General features: G+C 71.6%; 13 protein-coding genes and 3 pseudogenes (1 of these 16 cut by a window edge). 15 read left to right on the top strand and 1 reads right to left on the bottom strand.

Annotated features, from left to right (window positions below):
* Positions 1–11 precede the first annotated feature (11 nt).
* The 9 genes from DA075_RS26270 (at position 12) to DA075_RS26230 (ending at position 12,117) form a co-directional block, all read left to right on the top strand.
* The gene (locus DA075_RS26270) at positions 12–1,304 is read left to right on the top strand and encodes a glycosyltransferase (protein ID WP_099955733.1); all 1,293 of its coding nucleotides are present in this window, start codon (positions 12–14) and stop codon (positions 1,302–1,304) included.
* Positions 1,301–2,407: a glycosyltransferase family 4 protein gene (locus tag DA075_RS26265; RefSeq protein ID WP_099955732.1), complete on the top strand. Its 1,107-nt coding sequence runs from the start codon at positions 1,301–1,303 to the stop codon at positions 2,405–2,407. The genes DA075_RS26270 and DA075_RS26265 overlap by 4 nt, the downstream gene beginning before the upstream one ends.
* Positions 2,404–4,308, top strand: coding sequence for a glycosyltransferase family protein (locus tag DA075_RS37715; protein ID WP_244936352.1), 1,905 nt, complete (start codon positions 2,404–2,406; stop codon positions 4,306–4,308). The genes DA075_RS26265 and DA075_RS37715 overlap by 4 nt, the downstream gene beginning before the upstream one ends.
* A gap of 238 nt (positions 4,309–4,546) precedes the next feature.
* Positions 4,547–6,424, top strand: coding sequence for an ABC transporter ATP-binding protein (locus DA075_RS26255; RefSeq protein WP_099955731.1), 1,878 nt, complete (start codon positions 4,547–4,549; stop codon positions 6,422–6,424).
* 20 nt (positions 6,425–6,444) lie between these two features.
* Positions 6,445–7,326 (top strand): hypothetical protein, encoded by an 882-nt coding sequence (locus tag DA075_RS26250; protein WP_099955730.1) that lies wholly within the window; start codon positions 6,445–6,447, stop codon positions 7,324–7,326.
* A gap of 125 nt (positions 7,327–7,451) precedes the next feature.
* Positions 7,452–9,413, top strand: a complete 1,962-nt coding sequence (locus DA075_RS26245) for an ABC transporter substrate-binding protein (RefSeq protein ID WP_099955729.1) — start codon at positions 7,452–7,454, stop codon at positions 9,411–9,413.
* On the top strand, positions 9,410–10,435 hold the full coding sequence (locus DA075_RS26240) for an ABC transporter permease (protein WP_099955728.1): 1,026 nt from the start codon (positions 9,410–9,412) through the stop codon (positions 10,433–10,435). The genes DA075_RS26245 and DA075_RS26240 overlap by 4 nt, the downstream gene beginning before the upstream one ends.
* Positions 10,432–11,598, top strand: a complete 1,167-nt coding sequence (locus DA075_RS26235; RefSeq protein ID WP_099955727.1) for an ABC transporter permease — start codon at positions 10,432–10,434, stop codon at positions 11,596–11,598. The genes DA075_RS26240 and DA075_RS26235 overlap by 4 nt, the downstream gene beginning before the upstream one ends.
* A gap of 108 nt (positions 11,599–11,706) precedes the next feature.
* Complete coding sequence (locus tag DA075_RS26230) at positions 11,707–12,117, top strand: group III truncated hemoglobin (protein ID WP_099955726.1); 411 nt, start codon at positions 11,707–11,709, stop codon at positions 12,115–12,117.
* 12 nt (positions 12,118–12,129) lie between these two features.
* Here the strand turns inward: DA075_RS26230 and DA075_RS26225 are convergent, their stop codons facing one another.
* Entirely contained in the window at positions 12,130–12,600 is a 471-nt protein-coding gene (locus DA075_RS26225) for an IclR family transcriptional regulator (protein WP_244936348.1), read from the bottom strand.
* On the opposite strand from DA075_RS26225, the gene DA075_RS26220 reads away from it, so the two are divergent.
* The 6 genes and pseudogenes from DA075_RS26220 to DA075_RS26195 form a co-directional block, all read left to right on the top strand.
* A complete protein-coding gene (locus DA075_RS26220) occupies positions 12,587–13,846 on the top strand; it encodes an MFS transporter (protein WP_099955725.1) in 1,260 nt (419 codons plus the stop codon). The genes DA075_RS26225 and DA075_RS26220 overlap by 14 nt on opposite strands.
* Positions 13,847–13,850: 4 nt before the next feature.
* Positions 13,851–16,915 (top strand): annotated as a pseudogene (ydiJ, locus tag DA075_RS26215) (D-2-hydroxyglutarate dehydrogenase YdiJ).
* A 15-nt stretch (positions 16,916–16,930) separates the two neighbouring features.
* Positions 16,931–17,871 (top strand): annotated as a pseudogene (locus DA075_RS38430) (DUF1932 domain-containing protein).
* A gap of 205 nt (positions 17,872–18,076) precedes the next feature.
* Positions 18,077–18,721 (top strand): RraA family protein, encoded by a 645-nt coding sequence (locus DA075_RS26205; RefSeq protein ID WP_099955724.1) that lies wholly within the window; start codon positions 18,077–18,079, stop codon positions 18,719–18,721.
* A 32-nt stretch (positions 18,722–18,753) separates the two neighbouring features.
* Positions 18,754–20,073: pseudogene (locus DA075_RS26200) on the top strand (MFS transporter).
* Between the two features lie 31 nt (positions 20,074–20,104).
* On the top strand, positions 20,105–20,143 hold the 5' portion of the coding sequence (locus tag DA075_RS26195; protein WP_099955723.1) for an SMP-30/gluconolactonase/LRE family protein. The gene runs 879 nt beyond the window's last position; 39 of the gene's 918 nt are visible here — the first part of the coding sequence; the start codon lies at positions 20,105–20,107; its stop codon lies off the right edge, out of view.

Genomic DNA, 20,143 nt, shown 5'->3' with positions numbered 1-20,143 from the left:
CGACCCCTTTCATGCCCCCGCTTCGCATCGCCGTCCTCGTCAAGGGCTATCCGCGCCTGTCCGAGACCTTCATCGCGCAGGAGCTGCTCGGCCTCGAGGCGCGGGGCCTGGACCTGACGATCTGGTCCCTCCGCCAGCCGCATGACGGCGCCGTGCACCCGATGCACCGGCAGATCCGCGCCCCCGTCGCCTACCTGCCGGAATACCTCTACCAGGCGCCGCTCCGGGTGCTGCGCGGGGCGCTCGCGGCCCTGCGCCGGCCGGGCCTCCTCCCGCTCCTGAAGCTCGCCTGGCGCGACCTCGCCCGCGACCTCACGCCCCATCGCGGCCGGCGGCTCGGCCAGGCCCTGGTGCTCGCCCGCGAGCTGCCGGCCGAGATCGCGCACATCCACGTCCATTACCTGCACACCCCGGCCTCCGTGGCGCGCTACGCCGCGCTGCTCACCGGGCGGAGCTGGAGCGCCTCGGCCCATGCCAAGGACATCTGGACCACGCCGGACTGGGAGCTGTCGGAGAAGCTCGACGATGCGCGGCTCTCCTTCGCGGTCACCTGCACGGCCGCCGGCGCGGCGCGGCTGCGCGAGGTCTCGAGGAATCCGGACCGGATCTCGCTCGTCTATCACGGCCTCGACCTGTCGCGGTTTCCCGAGCCCCCGGAAACCCGTCCGGCCCGGGACGGGTCGGACCCGGCCGATCCTCTCAGACTCGTCACCGTCGGCCGGGCGGTGGCGAAGAAGGGCTTCGACGACCTCCTCGACGCGCTCGCCGCGCTTCCGCCCGACCTGCACTGGCGCCTCGCCCATATCGGCGGCGGCGAGGCGCTGGCGGCGTTGCGCGAGAAGGCCGCCGCCCTCGGCCTGTCGCAGAAGGTGATCTTCCTGGGCGCGAAGCCCCAGCCCGAGGTGGTGGCGCTGCTGCGCGAGGCCGACCTGTTCGTGCTGCCGGCCAAGCGCGCGCCGTCGGGCGACCGCGACGGGCTGCCCAACGTCATCATGGAGGCGGCCTCGCAGGGCCTCGCGGTGGTCGCCACCGACTTCGCGGGCATACCGGAATTCCTTCGCGACGGCATCGAGGGAAGGCTGGTGCCGCCGGGGGACTGGGGGGCGCTCTCGAACGCCATCAACCTGCTCGCCCGCGACCCCGCCGAGCGCAGCCGCCTCGCGGCCGCCGCGCTCGCCCGGCTGCGGGCGGAGTTCGGGGCCGAGGCCGGCTTCGAGACCGTGGCGTGCCTGCTCAACGGGGCGGCCAAGGGGGCGGCCAAGGGGGCGGCCAAGGGGGCGGCCAAGGGGGCGGCAATGCGATGAGCCGGGTCGCCTTCTACGCACCCCTCAAGGCTCCCGGCCACCCGGTCCCCTCCGGCGAGCGCACGATGGCGCGGCTGCTCCTGCGGGCGCTCGCGGCGGCGGGGTTCGCGCCCGAACTCGCCAGTGCCCTGCGCACCCGCGATCCCGACGGGGCGCAACACCCGGTCCTGAAGGCGGCGTCGCTGGAGGAGGCCGGGCGGCTGATCGCGGCGTACCAGGCCGATCCGCCCGCCCTCTGGTTCACCTACCACGTCTACTACAAGGCGCCGGACTGGATCGGTCCGGCGGTCTCGCGGGCGCTCGGCATCGCTTACGTGGTGGCGGAGGGGTCGCGGTCCCCCCGGCGTGCCGCCGGCCCGCACGCCCTCGGCCATGCCGGCGCCGAGGCCGCCCTCGACGCGGCGGACCTGATCCTCGTCATGAACCGCCGCGACCGGCCGGCCCTCGAGGCGGCGCGGCCGCGGGGACAGGTGCTCGCCGACCTGCCGCCCTTCCTCGACCCGGCGGAGTGGCCGGTGACCGACGCGGCACGGGCGCCCGGCCCTTTGCGCCTCGTCACCGTCGCGATGATGCGGGAGGGCGACAAGCTCGCCTCCTACCGCCTGCTGGCCGAGGCCCTGGGCCGGATCGGCGATCGTCCCTGGACCCTCGACGTCGCCGGAGACGGCCCGGCCTCGGAGGCGGTCGCGGCCCTGCTCGCGCCGTTCGGCGACCGGGTGCGCCGGCACGGCAGCGTCGCGCCCGCCGGCCTTTCGGGGCTCTACGGCGGCGCCGACCTGCTGGTCTGGCCTGCCGTCAACGAGGCCTACGGCATGGCCCTTCTGGAGGCGCAGGCCCATGGCTGCCCGGTCGTGGCCGGCGGCTATGGCGGCGTGCCGGACGTGGTGCGCGACCGCGTGACCGGCCGGGTGACGCCGCCCGGCGACGCCGCGGCGCTCGCCGCCGCGATCCACGGCCTCGCCGAGGCGCCCGGGACCCTTGCGGCGATGCGGGATGCGGCCCTCGCCTTCGCCCGCGAGGAGCGCGGCCTGGACGCCGCAGCCGCCCGCCTGCGCGCGGCGCTCGCCCCGCTCCTGGGGGATCGCCCGAGGGATCACGCATGAGCCGGATCCTGATCGCCGTCACCCACCTTCTCGGGGCCGGGCATCTCACCCGGGCGGCGGCTCTGGCGCGGGCCTTCGCGGGCGCCGGCCATACCGTGACGCTCGTCTCCGGCGGCCTGCCGGCCGTGCTGCCCGGCCTCGACGGGATCCGACTGGTGCCGCTGCCGCCGGTACGGATCACCGGCACCGCCTTCACGGCGCTCCTCGATCCGGAGGGCGCACCGGTCACGGCGGAGCGCCTGGCGGCCCGGCGCGACGCCCTGCTCGCCGCCTTCGCGGAGGCCGGTCCCGACGCGGTCGTCACCGAGCTCTATCCCTTCGGCCGCCGGGTGCTGGCGCCGGAATTCGAGGCCCTGGTCGAGGCCGTGCGGAGGGCCTCGCCCCGTCCCCTGCTCCTTGCCTCGATCCGCGACATCCTCGCGACCCCGAGCCGGCCGGAGCGGATCGCCGCCACCCACGCACGCCTCGATGCCTATGACGGCGTGCTCGTCCACGGCGATCCCGCCTTCCTGCCCCTCGACGCCTCGTGGCCGGTCGATGGCGAGGTGGCGCGGCGCCTGCGCTATACCGGCTATGTCGACGAGGCCGGGGCGGCGCCGGCCCCGGACGGTCCCCGCGCCGGCATCGTGGTCTCGGGCGGGTCCAGCGCCGCGGGGCTGCCGCTCCAGGAGGCGGCGGTGGCCGCGGCGGCGCTGACGCCCGGCCTGTCCTGGCGCATCCTCGTCGGCCGCGCCGTGCCGGAGCCCGCTTTCGCCGGGTTGGCCGCGGCAGCGCCCACGAATGCGGTCGTCGAGCGGGCGCGGCCGGATTTCCGCGCGCTGCTCGCGCGCGCCGCCCTGTCGGTGAGCCAGGCCGGCTACAACACCGTGCTGGACCTCCTGCATGGTGGCTGCCCGGCCCTGCTGGTGCCGTTCGAGGCCGGCCACGAAACCGAGCAGCGCCTGCGCGCCGAGACCCTGGCCGCCCACGGCCTCGCCCGGGTGCTGGCGGAGAGCGAGCTGACGGCGGAGCGCCTCGCGGAGGCGGTCCTGGCCGCCCCGCCGCCGGGCGCCGATCACGCCATCGCGCGGGACGGGGCGCGGCGGAGCGTGGCGATCGTGGAGGAGATGCTGAGAGGGGCGAACCGGGGCGGGCGGACGCCATCCTCGCAGGATGCGGCGCCGGCCGCCCCTCTCCCCGCGGGCGGCGAGAGGGCTGCTGCCCACACGTCGGGTCAGCGGCGAGCCCGCAGGGCGAGGGTGAGGGGGGGGTCCGGAGAAGTCTCATCCGGAGATACCCCCTCACCCTTGCGCCGGCTGCGCCAGCGCTCGCCGCCCCTCTCGATCTCACGCCCCTCATCGACGCCCTCGCCCGCGCCGGGGAGGAAGGCCGCACCACCACCCTCTGGTGGCGCGACGACGACGCGGTCGCCCACACCCCCGCCCTCGACCGCCTGCTCGCCCTGGCGGCCCGGGCCGGCTGGCCGGTGGCCCTCGCGGCAGTGCCGGCCCGGGCCGAACCGTCGCTGGCGGCGCGCGTCGCCGACGAACCGGGCGTCGACCTCCTCGTCCACGGCCTCGCCCACACCAACCACGCGCCCGCCGAGGCCAAGAAGGCGGAGTTCGGCCCGCATCGCCCCCTCGCGGTCATACAGGCCGATGCCGCAGCGGCCCTGGCCCTCGCGAAAAGCCGCCTCGGTCCCCGCCTGCTGCCGGTGCTGGTGCCGCCCTGGAACCGCATCGCCCCCGACCTGCCCGCGACCCTGCCGGCCCTTTCCTACCACGGCGTCTCGGCGGCCCGTCCCCTGCCCCCGGTGCCGGGCCTCGCCCAGGCCCATGCCGCCCTCGATCCGGTCGCCTGGCGCTCCGGCGGCGGGCTCGCCGATCCGGCGGTCCTCGTCGCCCGGGCCGCCCAGGCGGTGACGGAGGGCGATCCCATCGGGCTCCTCACCCACCATCTCGTGCAGGACGAGGCGACCTGGCGTTTCTGCGAGCGTCTCCTCGACCTCCTCGCCTGCCACGCCGCAAAATGCCGGGCGTTGAGACTATCGCGTGCCGCCGCTTTGTTTGCGCACACGGCGTCGCCCGTGTCACACATGGACCCTATCTCCTGTGAAGATCCGGGGATGCTCCCGCCCCGAGAGGACCGCACGGCACCAGGATGACGGCACCGCTCCTGTCGATCCGCGACCTCAGGGTCGATTTCACGACCGATTCCGGCGCGTTCCGGGTGGTCGACGGCCTGTCCCTCGACGTGCCGGCGGGCCGCACCGTGGCGCTCGTCGGCGAATCCGGCTCGGGCAAGTCGGTCACCGCACAGGCCATCCTGCAGATCCTGCCCAAGGTGGCGCGGATCACGGGTGGCAGCATCCGCCTCGCCGAACCCTCCGGGCCTCCGGGCGGCATCGACATCGCGGCCCTCAAACCCGATTCCGCCCGGATGCAAGCCCTCCGCGGCGGGCGGATCGCGATGATCTTCCAGGAGCCGATGACCTCGCTGTCGCCGCTCCACACGGTCGGCGACCAGGTTACCGAGGCCCTGCGCCTGCACGCCGACGTCTCGGCCGACCAGGCCAGGGCCCGGGCGATCGAGGTCTTCGAGCGCGTCGGCTTCCCGGATCCGCAGCGGGCGCTCGTCACCTACCCGTTCGAATTGTCGGGGGGCCTGCGCCAGCGCGCGATGATCGCGATGGCGCTCATCACCCGGCCCGCCCTCCTCATCGCCGACGAGCCGACGACCGCCCTCGACGTCACCACCCAGGCCCAGATCCTGGAGCTGATGCGCGACCTCCAGGCAGAGACCGGCATGGCGATGCTGCTCATCACCCACGATCTCGGCGTCGTCGCCAACATGGCCGACGACGTGGTGGTGATGTATCGTGGCCGGGTGATGGAAGCGGGCTCGCGCGAGGAGATTTTTCGCCGTCCCGGCCACCCCTACCTCAAGGCCCTGATGCGGGCCGTGCCACGCTTCCACATGGCGCCCGGCGAGCGCCTGACCCCGATCCGCGAGGTGAAGAGCGCGGTGCTCGCCCGCAAGGCCGGGGAGCCGCACCGGCCCGATCCGGACGGGCCGCTCCTCGCCATCGAGGAGGTGCGCAAGTCCTTCACCCTGCGCTCGGGCTGGTTCAAGGGGAAGACCCGCACCATCAACGCCGTCAACGGCGTCTCGCTCAAGCTGTATCCGGGCCGGACACTGGGCCTCGTCGGCGAATCGGGCTGCGGCAAGACCACGTTGTCGAAGGTGGTGATGCGGGCCCTGCGCCCCGATGCCGGCACCGTCACCTTCGACGACGGCTCGGGCCGGGGCCCCCGCGACGTCTTCGCCCTCAAGGACCGCGAGCTGAAGGATTTCCGCCGCGCGGTGCAGTTCGTGTTCCAGGACCCGTTCTCGTCGCTCAACCCGCGCATGACGGTCTACGAGCTCTTGACCGAGCCCCTGCGCATCCACGGCATCGGCACATCCGACGAGCGCTATGAGCGGGCGAAGGAACTGCTCGACATGGTCGGGCTCGATCAGTCGTCCCTGCGCCGTTACCCGCACGCCTTCTCGGGCGGCCAGCGCCAGCGCCTCGGCATCGCCCGGGCGCTGGCCCTGAAGCCCCGGGTGCTGCTCTGCGACGAGCCGGTCTCGGCCCTCGACGTGTCGGTCCAGGCCCAGGTGCTCAACCTCTTGAAGGACCTCCAGGCGAGCCTCGGGGTCTCTTACCTGTTCGTCTCCCACAACCTCGCGGTGGTCGACTACATCGCCGACACGATCGCGGTGATGTGCCGGGGCTACATCGTCGAGGAGGCGCCGAAAGCCGCCTTGTTCAAGAACCCGGCCCACCCCTACACGAGGGCGCTGCTCGCCGCGGTGCCCGAGCCCGACCTCGACCACCCCCTCGACCTCAAGCTCCTGATGAGCGACCGCTTCTCCGACCCGGCGAGCTGGCCCGAGCCCTACCGCCTCACCGGCGGCGCAGCCGGCACCATGACCGAGATCGAGCCCGGGCATTGCGTCCGGGTCGCCGGGCCGGTGCTCCGGCAAGCCGCCTGACCTGTTTCGACGAGACTCCGATGTCCCACGGCGCCGCCCTCCGTCCCCACCCCTTCGTCGAGCGGCTGCGCCGCCGCTTCCTCGGCCGCCTGTTCGACCGCCTCGGCTACGACCTCGTCCCGGCGGTGTCCGACTGGACCCACCGCCCGCTCTCCGGGCCGGAGACGGACGCGCTGATCGCGGCCGCCGCCGCGCGGCTCGACCACGACCTCGCCGCCTCCGGCCTCAGCCTGCCGGGCGGTGCCGCTCCCGCGGTGGCGGCCTTCTGGGATCTGATCGCCTCGGCACCCGTGGCGCAGAAGCGCGGCGGCAACGGCTTCAACGGCGCGCTCCAGCTCTACGTGCTGATGCGGGCGCTCAACCCTGAGGTGATCGTCGAATCGGGCGTGTTTCGTGGGCTCACCACCTGGGTGATGCGCCAGGCCTGCCCTCAGGCCGAGATCTTCTGCTTCGACCCCGACCTTTCAGGGCTACGCTACCGCGACGCACGCGCCCGCTACCATGCCGGCGACTGGTCGGCGGCGAGCCTGCCGCGCCTCGAGGCGGACCGGGCGGTCGGCTTCTTCGACGACCATATCAGCCAGGCCCGGCGGGTGCTGGAAGCGCGCGAGCGCGGCCTGACGCGGCTGATCTTCGACGACGACGCCGCGGCGCACCGGCTCCATGCCCATGGCGGCCCCGCTTTCCCGACCATCGCGATGCTGATAGCGCCCCGCTCCGGCGAGCCGGTGCGCTGGCGCCGCAACGGCCGGGAATTCGTCTACCGGCCCGACGACCCGGAGGCGGACGCCGCCCGCAGGGCGATCGCCGCCACCCACGCCTTCGACGACCTGCACGCCGCGACCGGCTACTCGCCCACCCGCCTCACCTGGGTGCGCCTGCACGGGAGGGACGGGACATGACGGTTCGGTTCGGACGTTTTTTCCTGAACGCTGCCGCTGCTGAACCCTCCCCCCTCCGCGGAGGAGGGCGGCCTGCGGAGCAGGCCGGACGAGGGGACGCCGCTTCCGGAGAAGTCGCGCGCATCATGGGGGGCGCCACGTCCTGCGCCGTCGCGCTGCCCCTCCCCCGCCCGGCGCACGAGTGCTTCGCATCCGCAGCCGGGCACCCTCCCCCGCGGAGGGGGGTGGGTTGGGCGAGCGCTGCCCTGACCGTCCTCTTCTTGCTCGTCAGCCCGGCCCTCGCCGCCGAATCCGCCGCCGACCGCCTGCCCAAGCAGCCCCTCGTGGTCGACCTCGCCGCGCAAGGCCGCCAGCTCGGCAAGCCCGGCGGCGACATCGTCACCCTGGTCTCGAAGGCCCGGGACATCCGCTACATCTCGACCTACAGCTACACCCGCCTCGTCGGCTACGACGAGAAGCTGACCCTTCAACCCGACATCCTGGAAAAATTCGAGAACGACGGCGACCGGATCTACACCTTCACCTTGCGCGAAGGCCATCGCTGGTCCGACGGCCAGCCCTTCACGGCGGAGGACATCCGCTACTGGTGGGAGGACGTCGCCCTCAACAAGGAGCTGAGCCCCTCCGGCCTGCCGGAATTCATGATGGTCGACGGGCAACCGCCGCGTTTCGAGCTGATCGACCCGCTCCATGTCCGCTTCACCTGGGACAAGCCGAATCCCCGCTTCCTGCCCGAGCTGGCCTCGCCGCGCGATCCCTTCATCTACCGGCCGGCGCATTACCTGAAGAAATTCCACGCCAAGTATACGCCGAAGGCCGAACTCGAGCCGCTGGTGAAGCATGCCAAGGTCAAGGGCTGGGCGGCGCTCCACAACCGGCTCGACGCGATGTTCGAGCAGACCAACCCCGACCTGCCGACGCTCCAGCCCTGGCGCGTCACCAACACCGCGCCGGCGGCCCGCTTCGTCTTCGTGCGCAATCCCTATTACCACCGGGTCGACACGAACGGGCAGCAATTGCCCTATATCGACAAGGTCAACATGGACGTGGCGGCCGGCGGGCTCCTCGCCGCCAAGGCCAATGCGGGCGAGGCCGATCTCCTGTTTCGCGGCCTCAACATGGAGGACATCCCGATCCTGCGCGAGGGCGAGCGCGCCAAGGGATACCGCACCCATCTCTGGCCCACCGCCCGCGGCTCGGAACTGGCGCTCTACCCGAACCTCACCGTGACCGACCCGGTCTGGCGCAAGCTCAACCGCGACCTGCGCTACCGCCGCGCCCTGTCGCTCGCCATCGACCGGCGCACCCTCAACAACGCCCTGCTGTTCGGGCTCGGCACCGAGGGCAACGACACCGTCGTCGAGAAGAGCCCGCTCTACCGGCCCGAATACCGCACCCTCAACGCCGGCTACGACCCGGCCGAGGCGTCTCGCCTCCTCGACGAGGTCGGGCTGACCCGGCGCAACGGCGCCGGCATCCGCCTGCTGCCCGACGGGCGCGAGCTGGAGATCGTGGTCGAGACCGACGGCGAGAGCAGCATGCTCACCGACGGGCTGACCCTGATCTCCGAGTTCTGGCGCGAGGTCGGCGTCAAGCTGTTCGTCAAGCCGCAGGACCGCACGGTCCTGCGCAACCGCGCCTATTCGGGCGCCGCCGTGATGGTGGCGGCGCAGGGGCTCGACCTCGCGATGCCGACCGCCGAGATGTCCCCCGACGAGCTCGCTCCCGTCCACCAGGACACCTATGCCTGGCCGAAATGGGGCCAGTACGTCGAGACGCGGGGCAAGGAGGGCGAGCCCTGCGACATCCCCGAGGCGAAGGTGCTCATCGACCTCAACGCCCGCTGGATGGCGACCCCGGACAATGCCGAGCAGGCGACGATCTGGGCCGAGATGCTGAAGAACCGGGCCGAGAACCAATGGGTGATCGGCACCGTCTCGGGCGCGCTGCAGCCGGTCGTGGCCAAAACCCGGCTCCTCAACGTGCCCGACAAGGAGACCTATAGCTGGAAACCGACGGCCCTGATCGGAATCTACCGCATGGACCAGGTCTATTGGGGGCCGAACCCGAAGGAGGCTGCGCGGTGATCCGCTACCTCGCCCGCCGCCTCCTCACCATGGCGGTCACGCTGCTCATCATCTCCGCTCTCGTCTTCGTCATCATCAAGCTGCCGCCGGGCGACTTCTTGACCAACCAGATCGCCGAGCTGCGCTCGCAGGGCGAGGCGGCCTCCGTCGCCAAGGCGCAGTTCCTGATGCAGCAATACGGCCTCGACCGTCCGGTCTGGGAGCAGTACCTGCGGTGGATCGGGCTATGGCCCAATCCCGAGGGCGCCTTCAACGGCCTGATCCAGGGCAATTGGGGCTGGTCGTTCGAGTATGACCGCCCGGTGCGCGAGGTGGTGGGCGACGCGCTCTGGCTGACGCTCGTCGTCAACCTGGCGGTGGTGATCTTCGTCCACCTGGTGTCGATCCCGATCGCCATCTACTCGGCGACGCGGCAATACTCGATCGGCGACTACGTCGCGACCTTCATCGGCTATATCGGGCTCGCCACCCCGTCCTTCCTGCTGGCGCTGGTGATGCTGTTCTACGCCAACCGCTGGTTCGAGGTGTCGATCGGCGGGCTCTACGACAGCGCCTATTCGGGCCTGCCCTGGACCTGGGAGAAGATCCGCTCGCTGCTCGCCCACCTCGTCGTGCCGACGCTGGTGATCGGTCTCGGGGGCACCGCCGCGATGATCCGGCGGATGCGCGCCAACCTCCTCGACGAATTGGGCAAGCAATACGTCGTCACCGCCCGCGCCAAGGGCCTGCCGCCGACCCGGGCGCTGATCAAATACCCGTTCCGGATGTCGCTGAACCCGTTCATCGCCGATATCGGCAACCTCCTGCCCCATCTGATTTCGGGCTCGGTGCTGGTGTCGCTGGTGCTGAGCCTGCCGACCGTCGGGCCGATCCTGCTCGCCGCGCTCAAGAGCCAGGACCAGTTCCTGGCCGGCTTCATCCTGATGTTCGTGGCGATGCTCACGGTGATCGGCATGCTGATCTCCGACCTGCTGCTCGCCTGGCTCGATCCGCGCATCCGCCTCGGAGGGGACGGCCGATGAGTCTCGAGTTGCGCGACCGGCCGCACCACTTCGTCGACACCGCCCCGTTCGATCCCGGCCGGACGGAGCCGGTGGGGGCGGAGAGCAGCGCCGTCGACCGCGCCTCGTCCCTGCGCCTGACATGGTGGAAGTTCCGCAAGCATCGGGTCGCGGTGGCGGCGGGGCTGATCCTGATTGCCTTCTACGCCCTGATTCCGTTCGTCGAGGTGATCGCGCCCTACAACCCGGCCAAGCGCCACGGCGACTTTCTCTATGCGCCGCCGCAATCGATCCACCTGTTCCACGAAGGCCGCTTCGTCGGGCCCTACACCCATCCCTACCACTTCACCTTCGATATCGAGAGCTTCCAGCGCAAATACACGGTCGATCGCAGCACGGTGCAGCACTTACGCTTCTTCTGCCGCGACGAGAGCTATTCCTTCTGGGGCATGGTCGACACCGACTGGCACCTGGTCTGCCCGCCGAAGGACGGCACGATGTTCCTGCTCGGCACCGACCGGCTCGGGCGCGACCTGCTCTCGCGGATCATCACCGGCACCCGGATCTCGCTCACCGTCGGCCTCGTCGGCATCGCGGTGTCCTTCGCGCTGGGCCTCTTCTTCGGCGGCCTTGCCGGCTATCTCGGCGGCTGGGTCGACAACGTGATCCAGCGCATGATCGAGATCCTGCGCTCGCTGCCCGAATTGCCGCTCTGGCTCGCCCTCTCGGCGGCCCTGCCACCGAACTGGAGCCCGATCCTGGTCTTCTTCGGCATCACGCTGATTCTCGGCCTGCTCGACTGGCCGGGCCTCGCCCGGGCGGTGCGCTCGAAGCTCCTGGCTCTGCGCGAGGAGGATTACGTCCGCGCCGCCGAGCTGATGGGCGCCTCGAAGACCCGGATCATCGCCCGGCACCTGATCCCGAACTTCATGAGCCACCTGATCGCCTCGGCGACCCTGTCGATCCCCTCGATGATCCTCGGCGAGACCGCCCTGTCGTTCCTAGGGCTCGGCTTGCGGCCACCGGTGACGAGCTGGGGCGTGCTGCTGAACGAGGCGCAGAACCTCGCGGCGGTGCAGCTCCATCCCTGGCTGCTGGCGCCGATCCTGCCGGTGGTGATCGTGGTGCTGGCCTTCAACTTCCTCGGCGACGGCCTGCGGGACGCGGCCGATCCGTATCATTGAGCGGGGCGGGTGAATCGGGATGAGATCGGCCCCGATCGCGTGGATCGACGGCATCGGGCCCGGACCGCATCCCTTGCGGAGTCCCTTGCCGGTGGGCATCTGACGGGCATGGCCCGGACGAATCTGGACGACAGCAGCCTCGCCCCCTTCCTGGCGGCCTTCTACGCGCGTGTGCGCAGCGACCCGCTCATCGGCCCGGTCTTCGCCGCCGCGATCGCCGACGCCGACTGGCCGCGGCACATGGCGACCGTCGAGGCGTTCTGGTCGTCGGTCCTGTTCAAGACGGGCCGCTACAAGGGCAATCCCTTCGGCCGGCACCAGGCCCTCGGCGGCTTGCGGCCGGAGCACTTCGCCCGCTGGCTCGACCTGTTCGGGCAGACCGCCGCGGCGCACTTTGCCCCGGACGATGCCGCGGCCCTGCAGGAGCGGGCCGGGCGGATCGGCGCCAGCCTCAAGGCCGGCCTGTTCTTCCGCCCGGAGACGGGGCTCGCCCCCGGATCGGGTCCGCCCGCCGGGTGAGCGGGGCCCTCGTCACGTCTGCGCCCCGAGCCCGGCCGACAGGCGCTCGGCCTCCTCCCGCAGCCGCGGCGCGAGCAGGCCAGCCTGCTCGGCGGTGAGGCGCGAGGACGGACCTGACAGCGCGAGGGCGCCGATCAGCCGGCCTCCGGCGCCGAAGACCGGCATCGCCAGGGAGGCGACGTGCGGGTCGGTGATGCCCGAGGTGTAGAGCGGCAGCTCCGGTGGCGGCTGCGGGGTCGACCGTTCGAAGGCCGTCAGCACCTGGGCGATCGCCGACTGGTCCATCGGCCGCATGTCGCCGGGCCGTACGTTCATCCGCAGCGGATAGGGCGAGTCCGCCCGGAACAGGCACAGCCTCTGGTTACCCCGGCGGATGTAGAACGACGCCGTCTCCCGGGACTCGGCGGCCAGGCGCTCCAGAACCGTCACGCCACCGGGCTCCGTCGACGAGCAGGCGCTGCATCGCAAGATGATGTGGCGCATCCTGCCGTTCCTGTTCGTCTGCTACGTCGTCAGCTACCTCGACCGCGTGAATGTCGGCTTCGCCGCGCTGACGATGAACAAGGATATCGGCCTCTCGGCGACGGCGTTCGGCGTCGGCGCCGGCCTGTTCTTCTTCGGCTATTTCATCGCCGAGATCCCTAGCAACTTGATCATGATTCGCGTCGGAGCGCGGATCTGGATCGCCCGGATCATGATCACCTGGGGCCTGGTCTCGGCGGCGACCGCCTTCGTCACCGGCCCGGTCCAGTTCGGCATCGCGCGCTTCCTCTTGGGCCTCGGCGAGGCCGGGTTCGTGCCGGGCGTGTTCCTGTACTTGAGCCTGTGGTTTCCCTCCGCGGTGCGGGCGCGGGCGACCGCCCTGTTCCTGCTCGGCATCCCGGTCGCCAACATCCTGGGCTCGCCGGTCTCGGGCGCGCTGATCCAGGTCGAGGGCTTCGGCCTCAAGGGCTGGCAGTGGCTCCTGATCCTCGAGGCGCTGCCGGCGGTGGGCTTGGGCATCGCCTGCCTGTTCGTCCTGACCGACCGGCCCGAGAAGGCGGCCTGGCTGTCGCCGGCCGAGCGCGACGCCCTCGTCGCCAGGCTCGCGGCGGAGAAGGCGGCGATCGAGCAGAAGCACAGGATGACGCTTGCCCAGGCCCTGCGGAACGGGCGCGTTCTGATGCTCGCCTGCATCAACTTCTGCGCCATCGTCGGCTCGCTCGGCATCGGCCTGTGGCTGCCGCAGATCATCAAGCAGCTGGGCCTGGCCACCTCCCTCGTCGGGGTGGTGACGGCGATCCCCTACATCTGCGGCGCGGTCGCCATGGTGGTGTGGGGCCGGATGTCGGACCGCGGCAGCGACCGGACGATCTACCCGGCGATCTCGCTCCTCGTCGGCTCCGCGGCCCTGATCGCCAGCGCCTTCACCCCGTCGCCGCTCCTCACCATCGCGGCGCTCTGCCTCGCCGTCATGGGCATCAACTCCTTCGTCGCCACCTTCTGGGCGGTGCCGTCGGGCTTCCTCACCGGCCGCGCCGCCGCGGGCGGGATCGCCATGATCGTCTCGATCGGCAATCTCGGCGGCTTCGCCGGGCCCTCCATGATCGGCCTGGTGCGCGACCTCTCGGGCGGGTTCACCGCGCCGCTGGTGACGGTGGGCCTGTGCCTGCTGGTCGGCGCGGTCCTGATGCTCGCCTTCGGCCGGCGCGCCCGCCGCGCCGACCTGCCCGCCGCGCTCCTGGCCTGACGCCATGATCCCGCGCCTGCCCTCCGAGCCCGAGACGGCGTCGCTCCACGCGGCCTTCTGCGCCGAGCTGCGGGCGCGGGGCTTCTCCGGCGACCTGTCCCTGGCGGCCTCCGACCGCACCGTGCTGGCGACCGACAACTCGATCTACCAGCTCACGCCGCAAGCCATCGCCTTCCCGCGCGAGCGCGACGACCTCGTGCGGATCGCCAAGCTCCTGTCCGAGGAGCGCTTCGCGGAGATCAGGATCGCCCCCCGCGGCGGCGGCACCGGCACCAACGGCCAGTCCCTCACCGACGGGCTGCTGGTCGACCTGTCGCGATACATGACCCGCATCCTGGCGATCGATCCGGCGCGGCGCACGGTCCGGGTCGAGGCCGGGGTCGTCAAGGACCAGCTCAACGCGACCCTCAAGCCCCTCGGGCTGTTCTTCGCCCCGAGCTTTCGACCTCGAACCGCGCCACGATCGGCGGAATGATCTCGACCGACGCGTGCGGCCAGGGCTCCTGCCTCTACGGCAAGACCCGCGACCACGTGCTGGCGCTGACGACGATCCTCTCCGACGGCACGGTCTGGCATTCTGAGCCCCTCGACGTGGCGGGCCTCGCCGCGGCGAAAGCCCGGCCCGACCGGGCCGGCGCCATCCACCGGGAGGTCGACCGGCTCCAGCGCGAGAACGCGGCGCTGATCGCCGAGCGGTTCCCGCCCCTCAACCGCTGCCTCACGGGCTACGACCTCGCCCATCTCCAGCGCGCCGACGGGCTCTTCGACCTCAACGCCGTCCTGTGCGGCTCGGAGGGGACGCTGGGCTTCATCGCGGAAGCGACGCTCAACGTCCTGCCGCTGCCGAACCACGTCGCCCTGGTCAACCTGCGCTATGCCAGCTTCGACGCGGCGCTCCGCGACGCGCGGTCGCTCGCCGGAAGCGGGGCGGCGTCGATCGAGACGGTCGATTCCAAGGTGCTGGCCCTGGCCCAGGGCGACCCGGTCTGGGACGGCGTCGCCGCCTTCTTCCCCGAGGATGCGGGCGAGCGGGCCCGCGGCGTCAACCTGGTCGAGTTCGTCGGCGAGACCGAGGCCGTGGTCGCGGCCCGCGTCGGCCGCCTGACGGCGATGCTCGATGCGGCCGGGCCGGAGGCCGGGCGGCGCGGCTACACGATCGCGCGGGGCGAGGTCGAGGTCGGCCGCCTCTGGACCATGCGCAAGAAGGCGGTCGGCCTCCTCGGCAACCAGAAGGGCGAGGCGCGCCCGATCGCCTTCGTGGAGGACACAGCCGTCCCGCCGGAGCACCTCGCCGACTTCATCGCCGAGTTCCGGGACGCCCTCGACCGGCGCGGTCTCGATTACGGCATCTTCGGCCACGTCGATGCCGGCGTGCTGCACGTGCGGCCGGCGATCGACATGAAGGCACCGGGCGCCGAGTCTCTCGTGCGGGCGGTCACCGAGGACGTCGTCGCGCTGACGCAGAAATACGGCGGCCTCCTGTGGGGCGAGCACGGCAAGGGCGTGCGCTCCGAGTTCTCGCCGCAGGTGTTCGGCCCGCTCTACCCGGTGCTCCAGGCGGTAAAGGCCGCCTTCGACCCGAGGAACCAGTTCAACCCGGGGAAAATCGCCGCGCCTCAGGGCAGCGCGCTCCTGACGATCGACGGCGTGCCGACCAAGGGCCGCCGCGACCGGGCGATCCCGGCCGACGTGCGGGCTGCCTACGACGAGGCCTTGCACTGCAACGGCAACGGTGCCTGCTTCTCGTGGGATCCGGACGAGGCGATGTGCCCGTCCTGGAAGGGCACGCGGGAGCGCCGGCACTCGCCGAAGGGCCGTGCCCAGCTGATGCGCGAGTGGCTGCGCCGCCTCGCCGCCGAAGGCAGCGATCCGCTGGCGGAGGCGCGGTTCTTACGGGCCCGCCCGGGCTGGCGCGCCTTCCCGGCCCGCCTCGCCGCGACCTTGCGGCGGCGGGACGACGACTTCTCCCACGCCGTGCACGAGGCGATGGCCGGGTGTCTCGCCTGCAAGTCGTGCACGGGCTTGTGCCCGATCAAGGTCGACGTCCCGACCTTCCGGGCGAAGTTCCTCGAACTCTATCACGGCCGCTACCTGCGGCCCCTGCGCCACCACGCCGTCGCGGCTCTGGAGCCGCTGGCCCCCTGGCTCGCCAAGGCGCCTCGTCTCGTCAACGCCGCGACGAGACTCGGCGCCGGACGGGCGGTCGGCCTCGTCCACGCGCCGACCCTGTCGGGGATCGATCTCGGGCGGGAGAGGGCGCGCCGGGGCGTGGCCCTGGCCGATGCCGACGCGCTGGCGCGGCTCTCCCCCGCCGAGCGGCTGGCGAGCGTCGTCGTGGTGCAGGACGCCTTCACCAGCCACTACGACACATCGGTCCTCCTCGCGCTCCTCGACCTCCTGACCGGCCTGGGGATCCGGCCCCGGCTCGCGCCCTACCGCCCGAACGGCAAGCCCCTGCACGTCCACGGCTTCCTCGGCCGGTTCGAACGGTGTGCGGCCGCGAATGCCGCCGATCTCGAACGGCTCGCCGCGACCGGCATCGCGCTCATCGGCCTCGACCCGTCGATGACGCTGACCTACCGGGCGGAGTACCGGCAGGCCCTGCCGGGGCGCGACCTGCCGCAGGTCCGGCTGGTGCAGGAATGGCTCGCCGCGCGCCTCGACGACGGCGCAGCCGGACCCGACGGCGAGCCCTACTGGCTTCTTCCGCACTGCACCGAGCGGACGACGGCGCAAGCAGCCGTGGCGGCCTGGACGGGTGTCTTCCGGGCTTTCGGCCTGCGCCTCGCGGTGCTGCCCTCGGGCTGCGGCGGCATGGCCGGGACCTACGGCCACGAGGCCGAGAACCGGGCGACCTCCGCGCGGATCTACGGCCTCAGCTGGTCGAAGCCCGTGGCGGAGAAGGGCCGGACCGGGCGCCTCCTCGCCGACGGCTATTCGTGCCGCTCGCAGGCGAAGATCATCGATGGCGTGCGGCTGCCGCACCCGGTCGAGATCCTGCGCGACCATCTCGCGACATCCATCCCCGCGCCCCGCCTCGGCCCGGCGCGACACCTCGACACCATCTGACACAGGGAGCCCATCATGGCGGAGCGCACGCAGTTCAGGTTCGGCCTCGTCGGCTACGGCGAGATCGGCAGCACCCTCGGGGCCGGCCTTCGCGGCGCCGGCCTCACGAGCATCGCCTGCTACGACAAATACGCCTTCGACGGCCCCTATGCCGACCTGATCCAGCGCCGGGCGCGGGAGGCCGGGGTCACCCTGGTGCGCTCGAACGCCGAGCTCGCCGAGGCCGCCGACCTGATCGTCAGCGTGACGCCCGGCGTCGCCTCGCTCGCGAGCGCCGAGGCCTTCGCGCCGGTGCTGACGAACCGCCACACCTTCCTCGACTTCGCCTCCGCCACGCCGAAGGTGAAGCAGGGCGTCGCCGAGCGGCTTTCCGCCACCGGCGCCCTCCTCGGCGACGGCTCGATCGAGGGCACGCCGCTCCACGGCTATTCGATGCGGATGCTGTCGAGCGGGCCGGCCGGCGAGCGCGTGCGCGACCTGCTGGTACCCTGGGGCATGCAGATCGAGTTCACCGGCCCGACCCTCGGCCGGCCTCCGGCATCAAGATCCTGCGCTCGGTCCTGATCAAGGGCATCGAGGCTCTGCACGACGAGATGCTGCTCGCCGCCCGCCAATACGGCATCGACGAGATCGTGCTCGCCTCGGCCTCGAAGACCCTGGCCCGGCCCTGGATGGACACGGTGCAGAGCCTCACCCCGTCCGGCGTCATCCATGCCAAGCGCCGGGCCGAGGAACTGGAGATGTCGGCCGAGGCGGTCGCCGATTCCGGCGTCGAGCCGATCATGGCCCGGGCCATCGCGCAGCGCCTGCGCTGGAAGGAGAGCCTCGGCCTCAAGGACCATTTCGGCGGCGTCGTGCCCGGCACCTACCAGGAGGCACTGGAGGCCATGGCCGAGAAGGCGGGGCTGAAGCCGTCTGGAAAGGTGCGATCGGTCGCCTTCCACAAGTATCAGTAAGCAGCAACAGCGCACTTCATGCCATCCCACGCGCGACCTCGTCTTGAGGCGCGAGCGTGAGCATGCCTCGAAGGAGGCCTCCAGGGATCACGGAGACTTCCGGAATCCTTCTTCGAGGCCTCCGCTTCGCTCCGGCACCTCAGGATGAGGTCGTGGGTGGGATGAACAGAGCGACGACAACCTGACAACCTCCGGAAGCATCCCCATGCCCATCGGCTTCAAGATCCATCCCCGCACCCGCACGGTCGATTCCGCGACGGTCGAGAGGTTCAAGGCCATCGCGGTCGCGAATATCAGCGACTCGATGAGCCGCATGGTTCATGCCGGGCCGCGCCTGCGCCCGATCCATGCCGGCGGCGTGCTGTGCGGCGTCGCGCTGACGGTCCGGACGCGGCCGGGCGACAACCTGATGATCCAGGCCGCCCTCAACCGCGCCAAGCCCGGCGACGTCCTCGTCGTCGATGCCGGGGGCGACCTCACCAACGCGCTGATGGGCGAGCTGATGCTGGCCCACGCGCAGCAGATCGGCGTGGCGGGCGTGGTCCTGAACGGCGCCGTGCGCGATTCCGGCTGGATCCGCGCCAGCGCGCTGCCGGTCTACGCCGCCGGCATCACCCATCGGGGTCCCTACAAGAACGGGCCCGGCGAGATGAACGTGCCGGGCGACCTCATCGTCGGCGACGACGACGGCATCGTCTGCGTGCCCTTCGACCAGGTCGAGGAGGTCTACGCCGCCGCGAACGCCAAGCAGCAGGGCGAGGCCAAGACCATGGCGGCGATCAAGGCCGGCACCGTCGACCGCTCCTGGGTCGAGCGCGCCCTCGAGGCGGCCGGCTGCGAAGGCGTCTGATCGTCAGCGACGCAGAGACGGAAGGACGGGACGTGAGCGCCACCGCAGACGAGACGCAGACCCTCGAGGCAACCACCATGCGCCGGGTGATCCTCCGGCTCGTGCCGTTCCTGATGGTCTGCTACTTCTTCGCCCTGCTCGACCGGGTGAATGTGGGCTTCGCCGCCCTGCAGATGAACCACGATCTCGGGCTGACGCCAGCGATGTTCGGCTTCGCCGCGAGCCTGTTCTTCGTGTCCTACTTCCTGGTCGAGGTGCCGAGCAACCTGGCGCTGCAACGCGTCGGCGCCCGGCGCTGGATCGCCCGGATCATGATCACCTGGGGCCTGGTGACGATGGGCATGGCGCTCGTCGTCGGGCCCACCTCGCTCTACGCGATGCGCTTCATCCTGGGCGCGGCCGAGGCCGGGTTCTTCCCGGGCGCGATCCTGTACCTGACCTACTGGCTGCCAAGCCGGTACCGGGCGCGGGTAATGGCGACCTTCACGGTCTCGATTCCGCTCGCGACCTTCCTGGGCTCGCCGCTCTCGGTCACGCTGCTCGAGCTCGACGGCCTCCTCGGCCTCAAGGGCTGGCAGTGGCTGTTCGTGCTGGAAGGCCTGCCGACCGTGATCCTCGGCATCGCCTGCCTGTTCGTGCTGACCGACAAGCCGAAGGACGCCGTCTGGCTCGCGCCGGCGCAGCGCGCCTGGCTGGTCGGCCGCCTCGCCGCGGAAGCCGCCGGCAAGACGCCGGTCGGCCACATCTCGCTCTGGGGGCTGGCGCGCAACAAGTACTTCCTCACCATGGCGCTGGTCTGCGCCGGGGCCTCGGCCACCGGCAGCACGCTCTCGGTGTGGCAGCCGCAGATCATCAAGGCGTTCGGCCTCAGCAACCTGCAGACCGGCTTCGTCAACTCGGTGCCCTACGGCATCGCGACCTTGCTGATGATCCTGTGGGGCCGCCACTCGGACCGCCGCGCCGAGCGCATCTGGCACACCGCGATCCCGCTGCTGCTGGCCGGCCTCGGCCTCGCCGCCCTCAACCTCGCCGGCGGCCTCACGATGACGATCGTGGCGGTCTCGTTCGCGCTCGTCGGCGCCTACGCCTTCAAGGGACCGTTCTGGGCGCTGTCGGCGGGGTAGCTCCCGGCCGGCACCCTGGCGGCGGGCCTCGCCGGCATCAACGCCATCGCCAACCTGATCGGCGGCGGCCTGATGGTGAACATCGTCGGCCTGGTGAAGACCGCGACCGGCAGCTTCGCCCTCGGCCTGCTCCCGGTGGCGCTCCTCGACGTGGCCGCCGCCCTCTGCGTGCTGACGATCAGCCGCGCCCATGCCCGCGCGGTGCGGGCGCAAGCCGTAGCGGCCTGACCGCCCGAATCCAACCCATTCGAGGCCCGCGATGTTCTTCGCTCCCCCGCCGCTTGTCACGGCCGAGATC

This window comes from Methylobacterium currus (assembly GCF_003058325.1).
GTDB lineage: Bacteria > Pseudomonadota > Alphaproteobacteria > Rhizobiales > Beijerinckiaceae > Methylobacterium > Methylobacterium currus.
Note: the sequence above shows the minus strand (reverse complement) of the source record. Positions and strands in the feature narration are given on the sequence as shown.

Bases quoted from the DNA above. Each gene is read 5' to 3' on its own strand.
- DA075_RS26270 (WP_099955733.1), top strand. From the start codon at position 12: ATGCCCCCGCTTCGCATCGCCGTCCTCGTCAAGGGCTATCCGCGCCTG.
- DA075_RS26250 (WP_099955730.1), top strand. From the start codon at position 6,445: ATGTCCCACGGCGCCGCCCTCCGTCCCCACCCCTTCGTCGAGCGGCTG.
- DA075_RS26220 (WP_099955725.1), top strand. From the start codon at position 12,587: ATGATGTGGCGCATCCTGCCGTTCCTGTTCGTCTGCTACGTCGTCAGC.
- DA075_RS37715 (WP_244936352.1), top strand. From the start codon at position 2,404: ATGAGCCGGATCCTGATCGCCGTCACCCACCTTCTCGGGGCCGGGCAT.
- DA075_RS26205 (WP_099955724.1), top strand. From the start codon at position 18,077: ATGCCCATCGGCTTCAAGATCCATCCCCGCACCCGCACGGTCGATTCC.
- DA075_RS26265 (WP_099955732.1), top strand. From the start codon at position 1,301: ATGAGCCGGGTCGCCTTCTACGCACCCCTCAAGGCTCCCGGCCACCCG.
- DA075_RS26245 (WP_099955729.1), top strand. From the start codon at position 7,452: ATGGGGGGCGCCACGTCCTGCGCCGTCGCGCTGCCCCTCCCCCGCCCG.
- DA075_RS26225 (WP_244936348.1), bottom strand. From the start codon at position 12,600: ATGCGCCACATCATCTTGCGATGCAGCGCCTGCTCGTCGACGGAGCCC.
- DA075_RS26235 (WP_099955727.1), top strand. From the start codon at position 10,432: ATGAGTCTCGAGTTGCGCGACCGGCCGCACCACTTCGTCGACACCGCC.
- DA075_RS26230 (WP_099955726.1), top strand. From the start codon at position 11,707: ATGGCCCGGACGAATCTGGACGACAGCAGCCTCGCCCCCTTCCTGGCG.
- DA075_RS26255 (WP_099955731.1), top strand. From the start codon at position 4,547: ATGACGGCACCGCTCCTGTCGATCCGCGACCTCAGGGTCGATTTCACG.